The sequence below is a fragment of the Anaerospora hongkongensis genome, assembly GCF_004339805.1.
Classification (GTDB): Bacteria; Bacillota; Negativicutes; order Sporomusales; family DSM-15969; genus Anaerospora; species Anaerospora hongkongensis.
Genome location: NZ_SLUI01000014.1, coordinates 49423 through 64940, shown reverse-complemented (window position 1 = coordinate 64940; position 15518 = coordinate 49423). Strand labels below are relative to the sequence as shown.

General features: G+C 48.0%; 17 protein-coding genes. All 17 read right to left on the bottom strand.

Features of this window, described 5'->3' with window-relative positions; genetic code table 11:
• Positions 1-34: 34 nt before the first annotated feature.
• A complete protein-coding gene (gene pfkA / locus EV210_RS18055) occupies positions 35-994 on the bottom strand; it encodes a 6-phosphofructokinase (RefSeq protein ID WP_132082766.1) in 960 nt (319 codons plus the stop codon).
• Positions 995-1005: 11 nt separating this feature from the next.
• On the bottom strand, positions 1006-4089 hold the full coding sequence (locus EV210_RS18050; protein ID WP_132082765.1) for an efflux RND transporter permease subunit: 3084 nt from the start codon (positions 4087-4089) through the stop codon (positions 1006-1008).
• Complete coding sequence (locus tag EV210_RS18045) at positions 4089-5216, bottom strand: efflux RND transporter periplasmic adaptor subunit (RefSeq protein ID WP_243650624.1); 1128 nt, start codon at positions 5214-5216, stop codon at positions 4089-4091. The genes EV210_RS18050 and EV210_RS18045 overlap by 1 nt, the downstream gene beginning before the upstream one ends.
• 134 nt (positions 5217-5350) lie before the next feature.
• Positions 5351-5881: a shikimate kinase gene (locus EV210_RS18040; protein WP_132082763.1), complete on the bottom strand. Its 531-nt coding sequence runs from the start codon at positions 5879-5881 to the stop codon at positions 5351-5353.
• A gap of 32 nt (positions 5882-5913) precedes the next feature.
• Positions 5914-6480, bottom strand: a complete 567-nt coding sequence (locus tag EV210_RS18035) for a type IV pilus inner membrane component PilO (RefSeq protein ID WP_132082762.1) — start codon at positions 6478-6480, stop codon at positions 5914-5916.
• 1 nt (position 6481) lies between these two features.
• Positions 6482-7009: a PilN domain-containing protein gene (locus EV210_RS18030; protein WP_132082761.1), complete on the bottom strand. Its 528-nt coding sequence runs from the start codon at positions 7007-7009 to the stop codon at positions 6482-6484.
• Positions 7009-8001, bottom strand: a complete 993-nt coding sequence (gene pilM / locus EV210_RS18025) for a type IV pilus assembly protein PilM (protein ID WP_132082760.1) — start codon at positions 7999-8001, stop codon at positions 7009-7011. Before pilM ends, EV210_RS18030 begins: the two co-directional genes overlap by 1 nt.
• Before the next feature lie 5 nt (positions 8002-8006).
• Positions 8007-8285 (bottom strand): late competence development ComFB family protein, encoded by a 279-nt coding sequence (locus tag EV210_RS18020; RefSeq protein ID WP_132082759.1) that lies wholly within the window; start codon positions 8283-8285, stop codon positions 8007-8009.
• Positions 8286-8303: 18 nt separating this feature from the next.
• Positions 8304-9290 carry a pilus assembly PilX N-terminal domain-containing protein gene (locus tag EV210_RS18015; protein ID WP_132082758.1) on the bottom strand — a complete coding sequence of 329 codons (987 nt, stop codon included), beginning with the start codon at positions 9288-9290 and terminating at the stop codon, positions 8304-8306.
• Positions 9291-9307: 17 nt separating this feature from the next.
• Positions 9308-9826, bottom strand: a complete 519-nt coding sequence (locus tag EV210_RS18010) for a PilW family protein (protein WP_132082757.1) — start codon at positions 9824-9826, stop codon at positions 9308-9310.
• 29 nt (positions 9827-9855) lie between these two features.
• On the bottom strand, positions 9856-10278 hold the full coding sequence (locus EV210_RS18005; RefSeq protein WP_132082756.1) for a prepilin-type N-terminal cleavage/methylation domain-containing protein: 423 nt from the start codon (positions 10276-10278) through the stop codon (positions 9856-9858).
• Between the two features lie 19 nt (positions 10279-10297).
• Positions 10298-10747: a prepilin-type N-terminal cleavage/methylation domain-containing protein gene (locus EV210_RS18000; protein ID WP_132082755.1), complete on the bottom strand. Its 450-nt coding sequence runs from the start codon at positions 10745-10747 to the stop codon at positions 10298-10300.
• Positions 10744-11385, bottom strand: coding sequence for a prepilin peptidase (locus EV210_RS17995; RefSeq protein WP_132082754.1), 642 nt, complete (start codon positions 11383-11385; stop codon positions 10744-10746). The genes EV210_RS18000 and EV210_RS17995 overlap by 4 nt, the downstream gene beginning before the upstream one ends.
• Positions 11386-11394: 9 nt before the next feature.
• Positions 11395-11775, bottom strand: coding sequence for a type II secretion system protein (locus tag EV210_RS17990; protein WP_165898963.1), 381 nt, complete (start codon positions 11773-11775; stop codon positions 11395-11397).
• A 16-nt stretch (positions 11776-11791) separates the two neighbouring features.
• The gene (locus tag EV210_RS17985) at positions 11792-13012 is read right to left on the bottom strand and encodes a type II secretion system F family protein (RefSeq protein WP_132082752.1); all 1221 of its coding nucleotides are present in this window, start codon (positions 13010-13012) and stop codon (positions 11792-11794) included.
• An 18-nt stretch (positions 13013-13030) separates the two neighbouring features.
• On the bottom strand, positions 13031-14098 hold the full coding sequence (locus EV210_RS17980) for a type IV pilus twitching motility protein PilT (RefSeq protein ID WP_132082751.1): 1068 nt from the start codon (positions 14096-14098) through the stop codon (positions 13031-13033).
• 20 nt (positions 14099-14118) lie between these two features.
• The gene (locus tag EV210_RS17975; protein ID WP_132082750.1) at positions 14119-15447 is read right to left on the bottom strand and encodes a GspE/PulE family protein; all 1329 of its coding nucleotides are present in this window, start codon (positions 15445-15447) and stop codon (positions 14119-14121) included.
• Positions 15448-15518 lie beyond the last annotated feature (71 nt).

The window sequence follows — 15518 nt, the reverse complement described above, 5'->3', positions numbered from 1 at the left end:
GAGCAACCATTTTTCAGCGCAGCTCTTTTTATTGTTAAATGGATAAGGTTAGGGAAAGGTCATATAACGACAGATCGATTCCCCGCTTCGAAGCAAAGGCAGTATCATAATCTACACATACCAATTCACCCTTGCTTGTGCCTACAAGCCGATTCGTCTGATCGGCTAGAATTGCATCCACGGCCATTGCGCCCATCCGGCTGCCCATAATATTGTCCATTGCGCTGGGAGCACCGCCCCGCTGAATATACCCCAAGACGGTAACATGAGGCTTATACATTGTTTTTCCGCTGATTTGAGCGGCTATATCAAAGCCATTGCCTGCCCCTTCGGCTACCATAATAATACTATACAGCTTACCCCGGGCATGGCTTTGGTGCAGCCGCTGACAAAGCTCTCCAATGTCAGTCGGTTTTTCCGGCAGCATGATCGCTTCCGCTCCACAAGCCAGACCGGCCATTAACGCAATATGTCCCGAACTTCGTCCCATAACTTCGACAATGGCAACTCTCTCATGAGAAGCTGCCGTATCACGGATTTTGTTCACTGCTTCCAGCACCGTATTGAGTGCCGTATCAAAACCGATCGTGTATTCAGTGCCACACATATCGTTATCAATCGTTGCCGGTAAGACCATCGTCTGAACACCCGCCTGAGCGAGCTTCTGTGCACCAGCCATCGATCCGTCTCCACCGATAACGATTAATGTATCAATCCGGTGATCTGCTAAGTTGCGCATAGCCTTGGAAAACCCGCCATTTGTTTTAAAGGCCTCGCTTCGGGCTGTTTTCAGCATGGTTCCCCCGTAGCCGATAATTCCTGCAACTGAGTGAAGCGACATTGGCCTGAAATCACCATTAATTACACCTTCATAGCCTCTTTCAACGCCAAAAACGTCCAGTCCATGATAAATCCCTTTGCGAACTACGGCACGAATAGCTGCATTCATGCCAGGAGCATCGCCACCGCTGGTCAAAACGGCAATCCGTTTCATATCTTCACTCCTTACATGTTCATTTGCTCCTGGCTGTCGCGGTCTTTTACGGACAACCGGAGACGTTCAATTAACAGATAAACTAAGGGAATAACAATTAATGTCAAAAAGGTTGATGTTATCAGACCACCGATCAATACTACCCCCATGGAGGAACGCAGTTCTGCACCTGCACCAATGCCCAATGCGATTGGAATCATACCAAATATCATCGCCAAGGTGGTCATAATGATCGGCCTGAGGCGCACCGTACCGGCCTCAACTAAGGCCTCGGTCAGCGCCATCCCCTGTTGACGCAACTGATTCGTATAATCAACAAGCAAAATAGCATTTTTGGTAACAATCCCCATCAACATAATGACACCAATCAACGACATAATGTTGATCGTTTTCCCTGAAACCAGCAAGCCGATAATAGCGCCGATTAACGAAAATGGCAGGGACAGCATAATCGTAAACGGGTGAATAAAGCTCTCAAATTCTGCTGCCAATACCATATATATGAGGATAATTCCCAGAATAAGCGCCTTTACAATTTCTTTAAACGCATCTTGCATAGATTGAGCCTGTCCGACAAGCCGGAAGGAATATCCCAGTGGCAGATTGAGCTGTGGAATAAATTCTCTTACTTGGGCAATAACTTCACCCGGAGACGTACCGACAGTATTGGCATAAACAATAACCTGGCGCTGCCGCCCTTCACGATCAATTTGCGTAGGTCCTGAAGACAAACTAACCTGAGCAATGTCGCCCAGCCGTACAAAGCTGCCGGCTGATGTGGAAACCCTAAGGTTTTCTACGTCATGAATACTTAAGCGAAAGTCTGGATGCAGTCTTACCCGTATGTCATAGTCATTATCACCGATATTATACTGGTTTTTCGTAGTTTTTCCAAGGAAAGCCATTTGGACGACATCGCCTGCTACAGACGCATTAATCCCAACATCGCCCATTCGGGCAGGATCGATCCGTATTTGTATTTCCGGCTCCGACTGTTCACTGGAAATATCTACATCTGTTGTGCCTGGAATTTGCTTAATATGCTCTGCAAGTTCCTGCGCATAATGATTTAACAATTCCAGTTCAGCCCCGCGCAAGGCAACTTGCACCGGACGGGAATCCCCTCGGCCTACCCCCTGGGTACTTTGAACTGCAATTTTAACTGCCTGAACATTACGGAATTTCATACGCAGTTCATCCATAATCTGCATCATCGACCTCTTCCGGTCGCCGGCATCAACAAGCCTGATGCCAAACATCGTGCGATACGTCTGCCTGTTTGTGCCAACAATCATAAACGCCGACTTCAGTTCAGGAATAGCAAGCAGTTCCTTCTCGATCGGCGCCGAATACTCTTTCATTTTATCAATGGAAGTCCCGGCAGGAGCAATGGCAATGACGTTAAATTCGCCCGAATCATAGGTTGGCTGAAACTCCAATCCCAAAAAGGGGACCAGTGCAGCATTAAAAAATAATGAGAGTATCGCTAAGGCAACCAGCTTTTTCGGACGCTGCAATGCCCAGCGCAAAACTTGTCCATAAGCTTCCCGGAAAGCAATAAAGCCGTTTTCCCATTTTGTCAGAACACGCTGTATACAGGAGGCTTGATTCTGCTGCCCATGATTTGTCAGCCAGTATGCTGACAGCATCGGAGTCAGTGTGAACGCACCGAAGAGGGAAAAAGCGACGGCAAAAGCAATAGTTAAACCAAACTGCTTAAAAAATTGACCAATAATTTCCCCCATATTAGCTACAGGTACAAATACGGCCAGAATGGACAGCGTTGTAGCCATAACGGCTAAAGCAATTTCGGTTGTGCCGTCCCGGGCTGCCTCAAAAGCCGATTTTCCCTCTTCCAAATGGCGATAGATGTTTTCAATAATGACAATAGCATCGTCAATTAGAATGCCGACTGCCAAACTTAGGCCCATCAGCGACATTGTATTCAACGTAAAATTCATTGCTTTCAGCAGAAAGAACGTTGCAATAACAGATGTCGGAATTGCAATCGCCCCAATTAGTGTTGCCCGGCTGTTCTGTAAAAATAAATACGTAATGGCCACCGCAAGCAAGCCGCCAAAAACAAGCGATACTAATACGTCTTCAACACTGTCACGGATATACACCGATCCATCGCGAACTGTCAATACCTGAATATCAGGCGGCAATACCCGCTGCTGCATGTCTTGCATGGCCTTCTTAACCCGTTCGGCAACATCAACCGTATTGGTACCGGACTGCTTTTGGACAGAAACCATGACACTGGGCGTGCCATTTGCCCGCGAGTAAACCCGTTCCTCCGACCAGCCATCTTCAATAGTTACGACATCGCCCAGCCGGACGAGGCGGCTTCCCTGATTCGCTACGATAATATTTTTGATATCCTGAATATCTTTGTATTTCCCAATAGTCCTGACAGTTAGTTCTGTTCCTTTGTCATTAACCCGCCCGCCAGGAGTATTCATATTCTGGCTGTCGACGATGTTCAGTACCTGCTGATAGGTTATGTTATAGGCTTCTAACTTACGCGGATCAATCAGCAATTGTATTTCCCGGTCCGAAGCACCATAAACATCTACCTGACCTACTCCATCCAGGCGCTGCAGCTCATCTTTTACAATATCAACAGCTACCTTGCGGATATCCCCCCTGCTGCGGGAATCGGAGATTAGACTGAAGTAAACAATTGACTGGGAATTGGGATCAAAGCGCTGCACGACCGGCTCATCTACCTGATCCGGCAGACGCTTGCGGACACTGGCTACCTTTTCCCGTACTTCGTTAGCCGCAAGCTTAGGGTCTGTGCCAAACTCAAATTCAATCGTTGTTTGAGAAACCCCTTCGCGTGATACGGAGGATAACGTTTTTATGCCTGCCACCGAACTGACTGCATCCTCGACAGTCTTGGTGATTAAACTCTCCATTTCTTCCGGTGAAGCACCGGTATACGTAACCGATACGGTTACAATCGGGAAATCAACATCAGGATTTAAATCAATTCCCAATGTCGGATAGGCTCCCAGTCCGAAGACAACCAGCAGCATAACAAGCATAGTAGTAAATACCGGGCGCTTAATAAATGTTTCGATATTCATTATTTGGTACCAGCCTTGGCGCCGGCAATGACTGAGCCATCTTTTACTTTATTGTGCCCGGCAGTAACAATGATATCGCCTTCTTGTAAACCCGACAGCACCTCAGCATATCCTTCTCCGACATATCCCAGCTTTAATACCGTTTGCTGTGCTATGCCCTGTGCGTTTACCACGAATACCGTCTTCTGATCTTCCTTCATAACAAGAGCACTTTCCGGCACGGCAATTACATTTTTTCTAGCCTGAACCGGTGTCGCTACATTAGCAAAGATGCCTGGCTTCAAATCTCCCTGCGGATTCGGTATGGTAATTTCAGCCGTAAAGGTGCGGGAAGGTGCCTCCGCCGCCGGCGACAAGCGGGTAATGGTTCCGGAAAACTCTCTATTTCCCAACGCATTGACAAAAACTTTCACCGTTGTACCAAGCACAATATCTTGCAGCTGGGCTTCACCAACTATAGCTTTGGCTAACAGAGAACTTGTATCGGCAAGCGTTACTATGGCAGCTCCGCTTTTCGTATAATAGCCGGACTGCACTTGACGTTTCATAATAGTTCCGTTCCTGGGAGCTAAAATATTGGCATTTTCCAGCCGCGCCGTCAGCAAAGACATATTGCCTTCAGCCGCCCGAAGCTGCCCCTGTGCTAAATCCCGCTTAATGCGCATCGTATCAAGCGTTTGCAAGGAAACAGCCCCCTGTTTGGCCAGCGCATCATTGCGCCGAAGATCCAGCTCTGCCTGCTCTAAGCCCGCCTGGGCCGTTAATAAATTTCCTTCGGCCTGAATAACTTGTGCTGCCAGCTCATTTGTATCAAGGGTGGCAATGATGTCACCAGCCCTTACCGCATCGCCTTCTTCCACGGTCAGGCGGTCAATACGTCCATCTACCTTCGATGATATTTCCGCACTCCATACCGGCTCGAGATTAGCCGAAAAAGTTACCGTAGGTATAATATCCCTGCGCGAAACGGCAGCAGTTTCAACTGCCACGGCCCGCCCCTGTGTGGCCTTGTCTGCACGCTCTTTATTGGCAGCCAAGTTTGCGTAAATTCGATAGCCGACCGTTACCATCAAGACGAGAACTACAACTATTGCTCCAAGTACTATTCTATTGTTCTTAAGTGCCAATCTGCTCATCCTCCAGCTAGAATACCATTATCCGGTAAGTATTCGACTGGCCGTTTGACTATCCTGCCTGTGCCGAAATTTTAGCAATCAAAAAAGACTTAGCGCACGCCAAGTCCTGCTTTGTTGCTATTTCATTAACTTTTCCCTTTTAAATAACCGCTCTGCCGAAGAAAGCTGATGATCCGTTCTGCTACCTGATGAGGCGATAAAATGCTTGTATCAATAATAAAATCCGCCTTTTGGTATATGCTGACCCGCTGCTCTAGTAGAACAGCTACTATTTCCCGTGGGTTTTCACAGTCCAGCAAAGGACGGGTACCTTTCCGCCTGCCGGTTCGTTCAACGATCGTATCCACAGAAGCAGTCAGCGAAACGATTATGCCATTTGCTTTGAGTTTATTAAAATTATCCGGGTCCAGAACAGAACCACCGCCTGTTGCAATTACGCTGTAACTGTAACGGGCGACCTTGGCGATAATCGCTTTTTCTTTTTGACGGAAGGCCGTTTCTCCGTGCAGTTTGAAATATTCGGCTACTGACATATTGCATTCCAGCTCAAATTTGCGGTCAATATCGACAAAAGGACGACCGAGGCGACTGGCCAACAGCCTGCCGGTACTGGTTTTTCCTGTTCCCATAAATCCAATTAATACAACGTTTTTCACTGCCTCACCTCTATACTGCTGCTCATAGTTTGTTACCTTTGTACACCGGGAGCAGCAACAGATGCAAGTCCATAGGCATAAACCTGTATGGTTATTTTACCTTCTATCAGACCTGATTTAGCCTGAACGGCAACAGCTGTTACAGAACTAAAACGCTGCATTCCTTCCAGACGGTGGAAAAAATCCAGCATCTGAAAGTAACTTCCTTTGATTGTCATAGTAACAGATATCTCATGATACTCAGTTTTCTGATTCAACTGATTGGGAATGATCTCAATGATTTGTACGCCGCTAATTCTGGCATTTTTTTCAGTCTCTACTATAAAAGTCCCGATATCTGCTTTATCGGGCAGCAGTTGATCGACAAGCAGCAGCTGCTTATCCAGCTCAGCCAAATACTGTTTCCCGTCAGGGTGGGCAATTCCATGGCTTTCAACTGCTAAAACAGCCTGCCGAACATTGGACAGCTCTGTTCGTAATGCCATTATCTTCTCTTGCTGAGGTATCCAGAAAACTGCAATAAGCAGGTAAAAAACCAATAAACAAACACTGCTTCCGACTAGCACCTTATGTCGTTCCAGCAATCCTGCAACAGCCATTTTACCTCCCCTTGATCTTGACGGACAATTCGAATCGGACGGCAGCCATCTCGGTATCCTGCTCAGCCTTTATCAATGCAGGCTCGGCAAAAAAACTATCCCTTGCCAGTCTATCCATAAAAGCTGCCACATCGGGATAAGCAGCTGCCCCGCCTTTCATGCGCAGCAGATTTTCATGGCCTTGCGACACATCGGTCAGCCAAACTTGTTCCGGGCTAACCGTTCCTAAGCGGGCCAGTACGGCATGCCAGGACTTCCGGTGCGGGGTCAAGGTGGTCAGAATGGAATATTTGGCAGCAATTACTCGCTGTTTTTGAGCGGCCATAAGCATATTTTGCTGTGTTGGCCTCAGCAGATCATATTGGTTGCGTGCTTGCTGCAGCTCCCTCTCCAGCATAAGCTCCGTATACACTCCGTAGCCGTACAGCACGGCTGCTAGCAACAGAAGAAAGCAACTGCTGATACTTATAATGCCGCTTAAGGAAAAACGGGACACCCGCTCATTGACTGGAAGCAAATTGATTTGCATCAGCTGCAGCCTCCTCGCAAAGCCAGACCAATAGCAACAGCAAGCTGTGGAGCGAGACGGGTAATATAGTCCTTGTCTAAAGACTCTGCCGTTTCCAGCCGCTGCATCGGCTGATGCTGCAGCACGGGCATGTCCATCCGGGCGGCAAAATAACATGGCAGGTGTTTCAGGCTGGCTGCACCGCCGGTCAAAAAAAGGCTGTTGACCACGCCCTCCTTCTCGTGTGCACAATAAGCTTCAATCGTGTGCTGCGTTTCCCTGATTAATTCCCCTACTACCTGTTCCAATTGGTTTGGTGTAACAGACGGGCGCTCCGGCAGATCCGTTCCGGCAAAGCTTCTGCCACCTATTTCGATAGTTCGCATTACCGCGGGACTGCTTTGACGAAAAACAATGATTTGACTAACCGTACCGCCTATATCAAGCACTGCCGAATTGTGAGCGCCTTCCAAAGTACGATACAACGCTAATGGTTCTATATCGATCGCAAAAGGTTTGAATCCAACTGCCTTCACAAGAGCAGCCACAGTCTGAATAATCCGTTTCGGTACGGCAGTAATCAATACCCTCATTTCCAGTTTTGATTCTGTTATACCGGCAACGGCAAAATCATAATAAAAGCTGCCCGGATCATAGGGAACATATTTTTCCATATCCCATTTAACTGCTTCCCGCAGCTCGGAATCACTCATGACCGGAAATAAAACTTCCCTCGCGAAAACGGCCCTGCCGCCCAGAGCCAGTATTGCATTTCGTGACACTGCTCCGCTGCAGGATAATAACCGGCGCAGCAATGCCTGAAACTCACTGTCATCTGCAATCCGGCCATCTTCCACCAAGCCATCCGGTATAGGCTGGAGCCCGGCTGTCAAAAGGCGCGGCCGGCCCCGCTCGAAGTTTACTTCTGCGAGTTTTACATTTTCAGTTCCTATATCAAGGCCTATTGCGTTACTTTGCCGTCTGCGAATCAGGCTTTGTAACTTGCTAAGCATACTGATTACGGGTTCTCTTCGGTATGATGCGGCTGGCTGTTAACGATTTTGATGGCATTAGAGATTGCAGTGAGAATATCAATATTGAATTGCTGCTCCAGCGCTTTAATCCGCGTGTAGGTTTGCCCCTTCTCTGTTGCAACGTAGCGTGGCGGAAGAAAATTGAGCGCTAAAGCGATAATATCATAACGACACTTTTCGCATTTGCAAACACTGCTGTGTGCATCTATGATTTCATCTACTTGCTGCCATACAAGACTTTCCATATAGTTCTTTACTTCCATAATGAAATCCTCCTCGGATTATTTGTGATTTTTCCAGGCTGCCACCTGCAACCCACGCCTTACCGTGCCATTTATCAACACGGCCCCTTTTGCGATAATGCTGCCGTTTACTACCGCCTTCTCTTGTACTACCGACGCACTATCACCAAATGCAATAAGGATAAGATCGGCGCTTGCCTGCTGCTTAACCGTTACTGCGCCACCGGCCACAATGGTGATAAGACCTTTCCACTCAGCCCCATCATTAATGATAACATTTCCTTTCACAAAAATGGTTACGTTCTCACCGGTAATATTATGAATCAACCCGCCTACCTCAAAGTCTTGATCAACGTAGTGAACTGCAGTACGCAAGATAACCCTTTGTTCCTTAAGGATACAAGCAACTAGTTGCGGGTTACGCTTATAATCAATAAATCCAAAGGCAGGCATTTGTTCTTTATTATTTGGCTTGCAGCTGCCGGTTACCCGTTGGCTGCCACGAATATTGCCTGCTGCGGCAGCATTACCTCCGATGACTCCTTCCTCACCGATTGCGATTTCATTACCAGAATAAACTGCATTCTCATAGATGCCGCCGTTAGTCCTCACCCCATTGACTAACAACCCTACTGTCCGGGCAGCCTTACTGCCGGAAACGGTACCAACTGCTGTAATTATGCGGCTGCCCTTATCCTGCGGATGGTCAGGATTCGCAATGCTCACCTGGTATGTCCCTTTCGTAGCACTGCTGTTTTTATTTGTTAGAGAACTGCCTTTATATTCACCTGTAGTTTGTATGTTAGTGATGACTTCCCTATTTTCCTTCTTTAGCTGGGTAAGAGCCCATAATGCACCCGCTTCAGCCAGATATTGGGAAGCTATGCCGTCACGATATCCGCTGGCAATCGTGCTTTCTGTAGAGCTTAAGGTAATAGCAGCCATCCCGGCACTTAACAAGATCAGCATCATAATCAGAGCGGTAATTCCGGCGCTGCCTCTGTTTTTTACGGTAATAGCAGACATATTGCCCCCCTCCCTCGTTACCTCAGGTAACTGGCAATACGGCCTACTGCCGTATGTACTGTGAAGCTCTGCCCGGTAACAGTGTCAACAGCCGTAAGATAAAGATAGACCGTTTGCTCCTGTACGTGAAACAAGGCTTTTGCCGATCCGTAATCTCCGTATACCAATACATTTACAGCCGTCTGTATATTTGATCCCGTAACAGGCTGAGGCGTATCATTACTAAGCAGATTATACAGAATATGGCTGCTTGTACTTAGTCGATAGCCACTCCGGCGTCCTAGGACATCGATAAAGGAAATTTCATTATCATCTACCTTGCGAATATCGCTGCCGTATTTTAAATCCCGTACCATACTATCCACAGCAAACCGGGCCGTTTGCTGCACCTCGCTCTGGCTGCCGCTTGTGCGCCATAAAGCAAGTGAGGTTGCAAACAATGGTATCATTGCGGCGAGAAGCACTGCCGTGATGGTTAGGCAGATCAACACTTCAAGCAAGGTAAATCCCGTCTGTCCGCTGGCATCTTTCCTCATGGTTCTTCCTCCTGAAGGCAATCGGGCACTCAATACCGGGAAAAGAACGTCGTCATATCAAGGCTTTCACCCGCTTGACCGCCCCATGCCACAACCACTCTTACCTGAACCAAATCAGCACTGTCCTCCGCGCATTTACTTGCCAGGCTGGTCAGCGTATAGGTTGTGTGGTTCAATATTACGGTCCGGCTTGCTTCACACAACCACGCAGTATCCAGCTCCACTTCACCGGCCTCAGGTATTGCCAGCTCCGTCCATTCCGCAGTTGTTCGACTGCTTTTAAGGTACTCTATCTGCTTTTGGGCCAGGCTCGCAGCAACAGTGAATCTTGCCGCGCTGCTGTTACCCTTTACCGACCGGATCATCAGGCCGGCAGCGGCCGTTACCGCAACGGCAATAATAACAGCCGCTACCAGCACTTCAATCAGCAAAAAGCCCTGTTGATTTTTCATAGCCTCCAGCCCGTCTCCTTTATTCAATACGAATTCGCCCGGTTTGAGCCTGGACAATAATCCGCTTTGTTCCTTTACCGTCTGTCCGGGCTAAAACAATTGTCATGTCGGTTCCCTGCTTGGGGATGCCGTTAATTGTAAAACTAACTGTGGTCGCAGCACCGCTGAGCTTGACAGTAGCAGGAAAAGTACGCTTCGGCTGGATTGCTTTGGTATTTACCGTCGTTATATACCCATAGGGACTAGCAATTCTAAGGTAGAGTTCCGGTGTAGGCCCTGCACTGTTAATGGAAAGCTGCTGCAACAAGCGTAAATCAGCGGCCAGCTCACGGGCGGTATTATTTAAATCCTGCTCAGCCGTCCAATCACCCAGCTTCGGTACAGCTAACGCTGCGGCAATGGAGATAACCGCCACAACTATTATGAGCTCAAGAATTGTAAAACCCCGATGCTTTGCATTTCGCATCATGAAAAACACTCCCAATACCAAGCAAGCAGTTCTTTGCCGTACAGCATGGCAAGCAAAGCACTTGCAGCCAAAAAAGGGCCAAAAGGAATAGCATCCTTACGGCTTTTCAAGTGAAAAGTTAAGCAAATTACACCACTGATACCACCTGCTACAAAAGCTAAGAACAGCGTTAGTATTGTCTGCTGCAGTCCCAGCCAAAGACCAAGCGCGGCAGCAAATTTAACATCTCCATAACCCATTTTGCCATCACTTATGATAACAATGGCAAGCAATAGTCCGCCTCCTGCGATACTCGCAGCCAGCAACTCTCCCCAAACATCGCTTCCTATAAACCAATTAACAGCTGCACCAGCTCCGGTCATATAAACAAGTACTTTATCGAATATCAGCTGGTGCTCGTAGTCAATCCAAGCAATCACAAGTAAAAAAGCTGTAAAAATAAGTGCACGGAACAATTCAAAGCTGACGCCCAACTTCCAAAAGCAGCTCAAAAAAAGTAACCCGCTCAGAAATTCTACCAAAGGATACCGGATAGGAAGCGGTTTACAAAGAAGTGCTTGCTGCTGTGGAATACGGCGAATACACGTATCCAAAAAAGCACCTAAAACAAAACCGGTAAGAAAAATCAGCAATTCCATCGCCTGTCATTACCACACCACATATCCCACGCTTCCCGGGGACCTTCTGCTCGTGGTTCCTCCCGTATTGTCAAGGCTGGTTCCTTTTACAATATAGCCATTTTCTGCTGTCTCATAGACAAGCGCAGCACCGGTTGCATCATTGGGCCACGGCGTCAAATAAACGGAAAATGCCGCTGCAGTTTCGGGATAGCTGCCTTTTGCAGCATAGTACTGCATTACTGCACTGTCAACGGAACGCAAATCAGCCTTAAGTCGTACATCTTTAGCAGCATTCATCGCTTGGCTGAATTTTGGAATGATCACGGCTGATAAGATACCAATAATAGCAATTACCACTATCAATTCCACCAGAGTAAACCCTTTTTGGTCCTTTTCCTTCCCGTTCAAATCCATCCGCTCCTCTCTATTGCTTTCCTACGGCACTAACCGCTTCAACCATCGGCAGAACAACGGCAATAATCATCAACCCGATAATTACTCCCAAAACTCCAATTAGCAGCGGTTCCAGTATACTGCTCAAACGCCCAATAATATCCTCTACATCAGCCTCATAAAAATCAGCAATTTTCTCCAGCATTGTATCAAGCTCACCTGTCTCTTCGCCGATTGCTACCAACTGAATAACCATCGGGGGAAAAACAGGAAACGGCTTGAGCGCAACTGCCAGCCCCCTGCCCGCTTTGACATTGGCCTGAGCCTTTGCCAGAGCGAATAGGATACTGCTGCTGCCTATTGATTTTCCTACAACAGCTAAGGCAGCAAGCAAGGGAATACCGCCCCGCAGCAGCGTTCCCAGCGTTCGGCTGAAACGGGCAATCATTATTTTTTTTCTCATTATCCCGAAAACCGGCAGACTGAGGAGTATTCTGTCAGTCAGTTTCGGTGTATCAACGTACTTCATAAAAAGCACAAAGCCGCAACCTGCCGGCAGCAGGGATACCAGCAGGCTGGTTCCATGATTGTCCATACCGTTCGCGATCGTAAGTAACATACGAGTCGGCAAAGGCATTGCCATATTCATCTCTTGATAGAGCTGAGAAAAAGCAGGCATGACGAATATAAGGATAAAGCCGATTGACAACATTGCCATGCTGATAACCACTGCCGGATATGTCATAGCTGATTTTATTTTTTCATTGAGCCTGTGTTCATTTTCGTAATGCATTGCTAGTCGGTTTAAAATCACATCCAGCACACCGCCTACTTCACCGGCTTCCAGCATGCTGGTCATGAGACTGGGAAATATCGGGTGCTGCTTTTGCATGGCCGAGGATAATGGCGCGCCTTCCTGCACTTTTATATATACATTCTGTAAACCTCGTTTCAAGGAAGCATGGCTGGTTTGCTCTATTAAAATGCGCAAGCAGGTAAGCATTGCTACGCCGGCATTCATCATCGCTGCAAACTGGCGGCATAAAACAGCTAGCTCCTTAGCGCTAACAGCAGTACGATCCTGCCACCATTTTGGCACCATTAACGCTTTGCGCTGCTCTTTAAGCTGTGTCACATAATATCCTTTACCGCGAAGATACCCGGCGGCAGCATTTTCGTTTTCCGCTTGAATCGTTCCCGCTAAAGAGTGCCCCAGCCGGTCTCTAGCCTTATAATGAAAGAGATTGGACACATGCTCCACTCCTTACGTTCACCTTGCCTCCGTGCATGTGCCGGGGGCCGTAAAGTTCGCCTGATCAACAGCCCGTGACAGAGCCTCTTCATAGGTTATCAGCCCCTTGCGGTACAGCTCCAGCAGCGCCATATCCATCGACCGCATGCCTGCACTAACACTAGTCTGAATAACAGACAGTATCTGCTGACTTTTGCCTTCTCGAATTAAGTTGCGAACAGCAGGCGTAGCTAATAAAACCTCCATAGCCGCCACTCTTTTGCCGCTATTACAGCAGGGTACCAGCTGCTGAGCGATAACCCCCTGAAGGGATAACGCCAGCTGAATGCGAATTTGCTGCTGCTGATAGGCCGGGAATGCATCAATAATCCGGTCAATTGTCTGGACGGCATCACCGGTATGCAATGTGGCCAATACCAAATGTCCTGTTTCAGCAGCTGTAATAGCAGTGCTGATCGTTTCAGCATCTCGCATCTCACCGAGCATGATCACGTCAGGATCTTCCCTGAGTGCAGCCCGCAGGGCATTGCCAAAAGAGCTGGTATCCCGGTTAATTTCCCTTTGATTTACCATGCTGCGGTTATGCCGGTGCCAATATTCAATCGGATCTTCAATTGTAATGATATGGCAGTTCCGTTCCTGGTTAATTAACTCAAGCATCGCCGCCAGGGTTGTCGATTTCCCGCTGCCCGCCGGACCTGATATGATTACAAGACCGCGCTTCTTGCGGGCCAACACCTGCAGGACATTTGTATACGCTAATTGTTCCAAAGTCGGAATTGTGTCTGGAATGATCCGGATGGCAAGTGCGGTAAATCCGCGCTGCCGGAAGGAATGTATCCGGAAACGGCTCATTCCCCGAATAGTATAAGCAAAATCAAGTTCGCCCTGCTGGTAGAAAACAGATCGTTGTTCGTCAGTGGTAATAGCCGCCAGCAACCTCTCGGTATCACTGGCCGCCAGCACTGGTCCAGCTGTAGGAACCAGCCTGCCTTGCAATCGCAAAACCGGCGGCAGCCCCTCCGTCAGATGTAAATCAGAGGCACCTTTCGCAGCCGCGTTTACCAGCAGCGCTTCCATTTCCATGTTATCGCACTCCCGTTATATCATTCCGTATATGCTACCCGCAGAATTTCGTCAACTGTAGTGAATCCCTGCAAGACCTTCCCAATGCCGTCCTCCCGCATAGAGCTCACTCCGGCCGCACGAGCCAATGCCGCTACCTCGTCGCGGTTAGAACACTTCATAATCAATTCGCGAATTCCAGTTGTTACCGGCATAACTTCCTGGATCGCCATCCTTCCCTTATAGCCTGTATAGCCGCAGCAGGAACAGCCTGTCCCCCGGTATAGGTGCACTTGTGCTGCCGGCTTCAAGCTGAGAAACGACCTTTCCCATGAATCTGCCGCAGGAATATAGCTTTGCTTGCAATGCGGGCAGATCATCCGTACCAGCCGCTGCGCTACTGCTCCTAACACGGATGAAGCCACTAAAAACGGTTCAATTCCCATATCCGTCAGACGCAGTAAGGCACTAGGTGCATCATTGGTATGCAGCGTACTAAAAACCAGATGCCCGGTCATCGCTGCGCGAATCGCAATATCCGCTGTTTCTGTATCCCGTATTTCTCCGATCATAATGATGTTTGGATCTTGTCTTAAAATAGAACGCAGCCCTTTAGCAAAGGTGAGTCCGGCCTTTTGATTGACCTGAACCTGATTAACGCCGCTTAACAGAATCTCAACGGGATCTTCGATTGTGATAATGTTTTTATCTGCCGAGTTCAGTTCCGCAAGCACCGAATAAAGCGTAGTCGTTTTTCCCGCACTGGTTGGTCCGGTAATTAGCACCATGCCATATGCTTGTCGGCATAACTGACGAAAACGCAAAAGGTTTTCCTCACTAAATCCCAGCTGCTGAGTTTCCAGAATACGATTAGCCTGATCAAGAATGCGTATGACCACTTTTTCGCCTAAAATCGTCGGTATCGTAGCGATGCGAAAATCGATTTCCCGGCCCTGCTCCTGTACATGAAAACGTCCATCCTGCGGCAGCCTTCTTTCAGCGATATCCAGCTCACTGATAATCTTAATCCGGGATACCATAGCGGCATGGAGCTGCTTAGGAAAGCTGCCGCACTCTCTAAGCATGCCGTCAATGCGAAAGCGAACACGGACACGATTCGCTTCAGGCTCGATATGGATGTCGCTGGCCTGTTCCCGGACAGCCTGGCTGATAAGCGAATGAACAATACTGCTAACAGAAGCGTCATCATCTGCCTGCAATAGAGCTGCTTTGTCGTCAGAGCTATAAAAAGCTTTGTCTACTTGTTCCTTCGTGAGCAGTCCTGCAGCAAGCAGAACATCCTCCAGCCTTTTGCGCATGTCCTCACTCCACTTCCCACCGCAGGCATAAAAAAACAAACCAATCAACATGCGTAATACACCTGCTGGTCACCGGGAAAAAGCATTATTTCCATTTTTGCTTAATGTGAATATTCTCACTA

Coding starts and splice junctions, on each gene's coding strand:
- EV210_RS18020 (WP_132082759.1), bottom strand. CDS start 8,285: ATGGAAGTAAAGAACTATATGGAAAGTCTTGTATGGCAGCAAGTAGAT.
- EV210_RS17995 (WP_132082754.1), bottom strand. CDS start 11,385: ATGGAATTGCTGATTTTTCTTACCGGTTTTGTTTTAGGTGCTTTTTTG.
- EV210_RS17980 (WP_132082751.1), bottom strand. CDS start 14,098: ATGGAAATGGAAGCGCTGCTGGTAAACGCGGCTGCGAAAGGTGCCTCT.
- EV210_RS18005 (WP_132082756.1), bottom strand. CDS start 10,278: ATGAAAAATCAACAGGGCTTTTTGCTGATTGAAGTGCTGGTAGCGGCT.
- EV210_RS18000 (WP_132082755.1), bottom strand. CDS start 10,747: ATGATGCGAAATGCAAAGCATCGGGGTTTTACAATTCTTGAGCTCATA.
- EV210_RS18035 (WP_132082762.1), bottom strand. CDS start 6,480: ATGGCTGTTGCAGGATTGCTGGAACGACATAAGGTGCTAGTCGGAAGC.
- EV210_RS18050 (WP_132082765.1), bottom strand. CDS start 4,089: ATGAATATCGAAACATTTATTAAGCGCCCGGTATTTACTACTATGCTT.
- pfkA (WP_132082766.1), bottom strand. CDS start 994: ATGAAACGGATTGCCGTTTTGACCAGCGGTGGCGATGCTCCTGGCATG.
- EV210_RS18015 (WP_132082758.1), bottom strand. CDS start 9,290: ATGTCTGCTATTACCGTAAAAAACAGAGGCAGCGCCGGAATTACCGCT.
- pilM (WP_132082760.1), bottom strand. CDS start 8,001: ATGCTTAGCAAGTTACAAAGCCTGATTCGCAGACGGCAAAGTAACGCA.
- EV210_RS18010 (WP_132082757.1), bottom strand. CDS start 9,826: ATGAGGAAAGATGCCAGCGGACAGACGGGATTTACCTTGCTTGAAGTG.
- EV210_RS18030 (WP_132082761.1), bottom strand. CDS start 7,009: ATGCAAATCAATTTGCTTCCAGTCAATGAGCGGGTGTCCCGTTTTTCC.
- EV210_RS17975 (WP_132082750.1), bottom strand. CDS start 15,447: ATGTTGATTGGTTTGTTTTTTTATGCCTGCGGTGGGAAGTGGAGTGAG.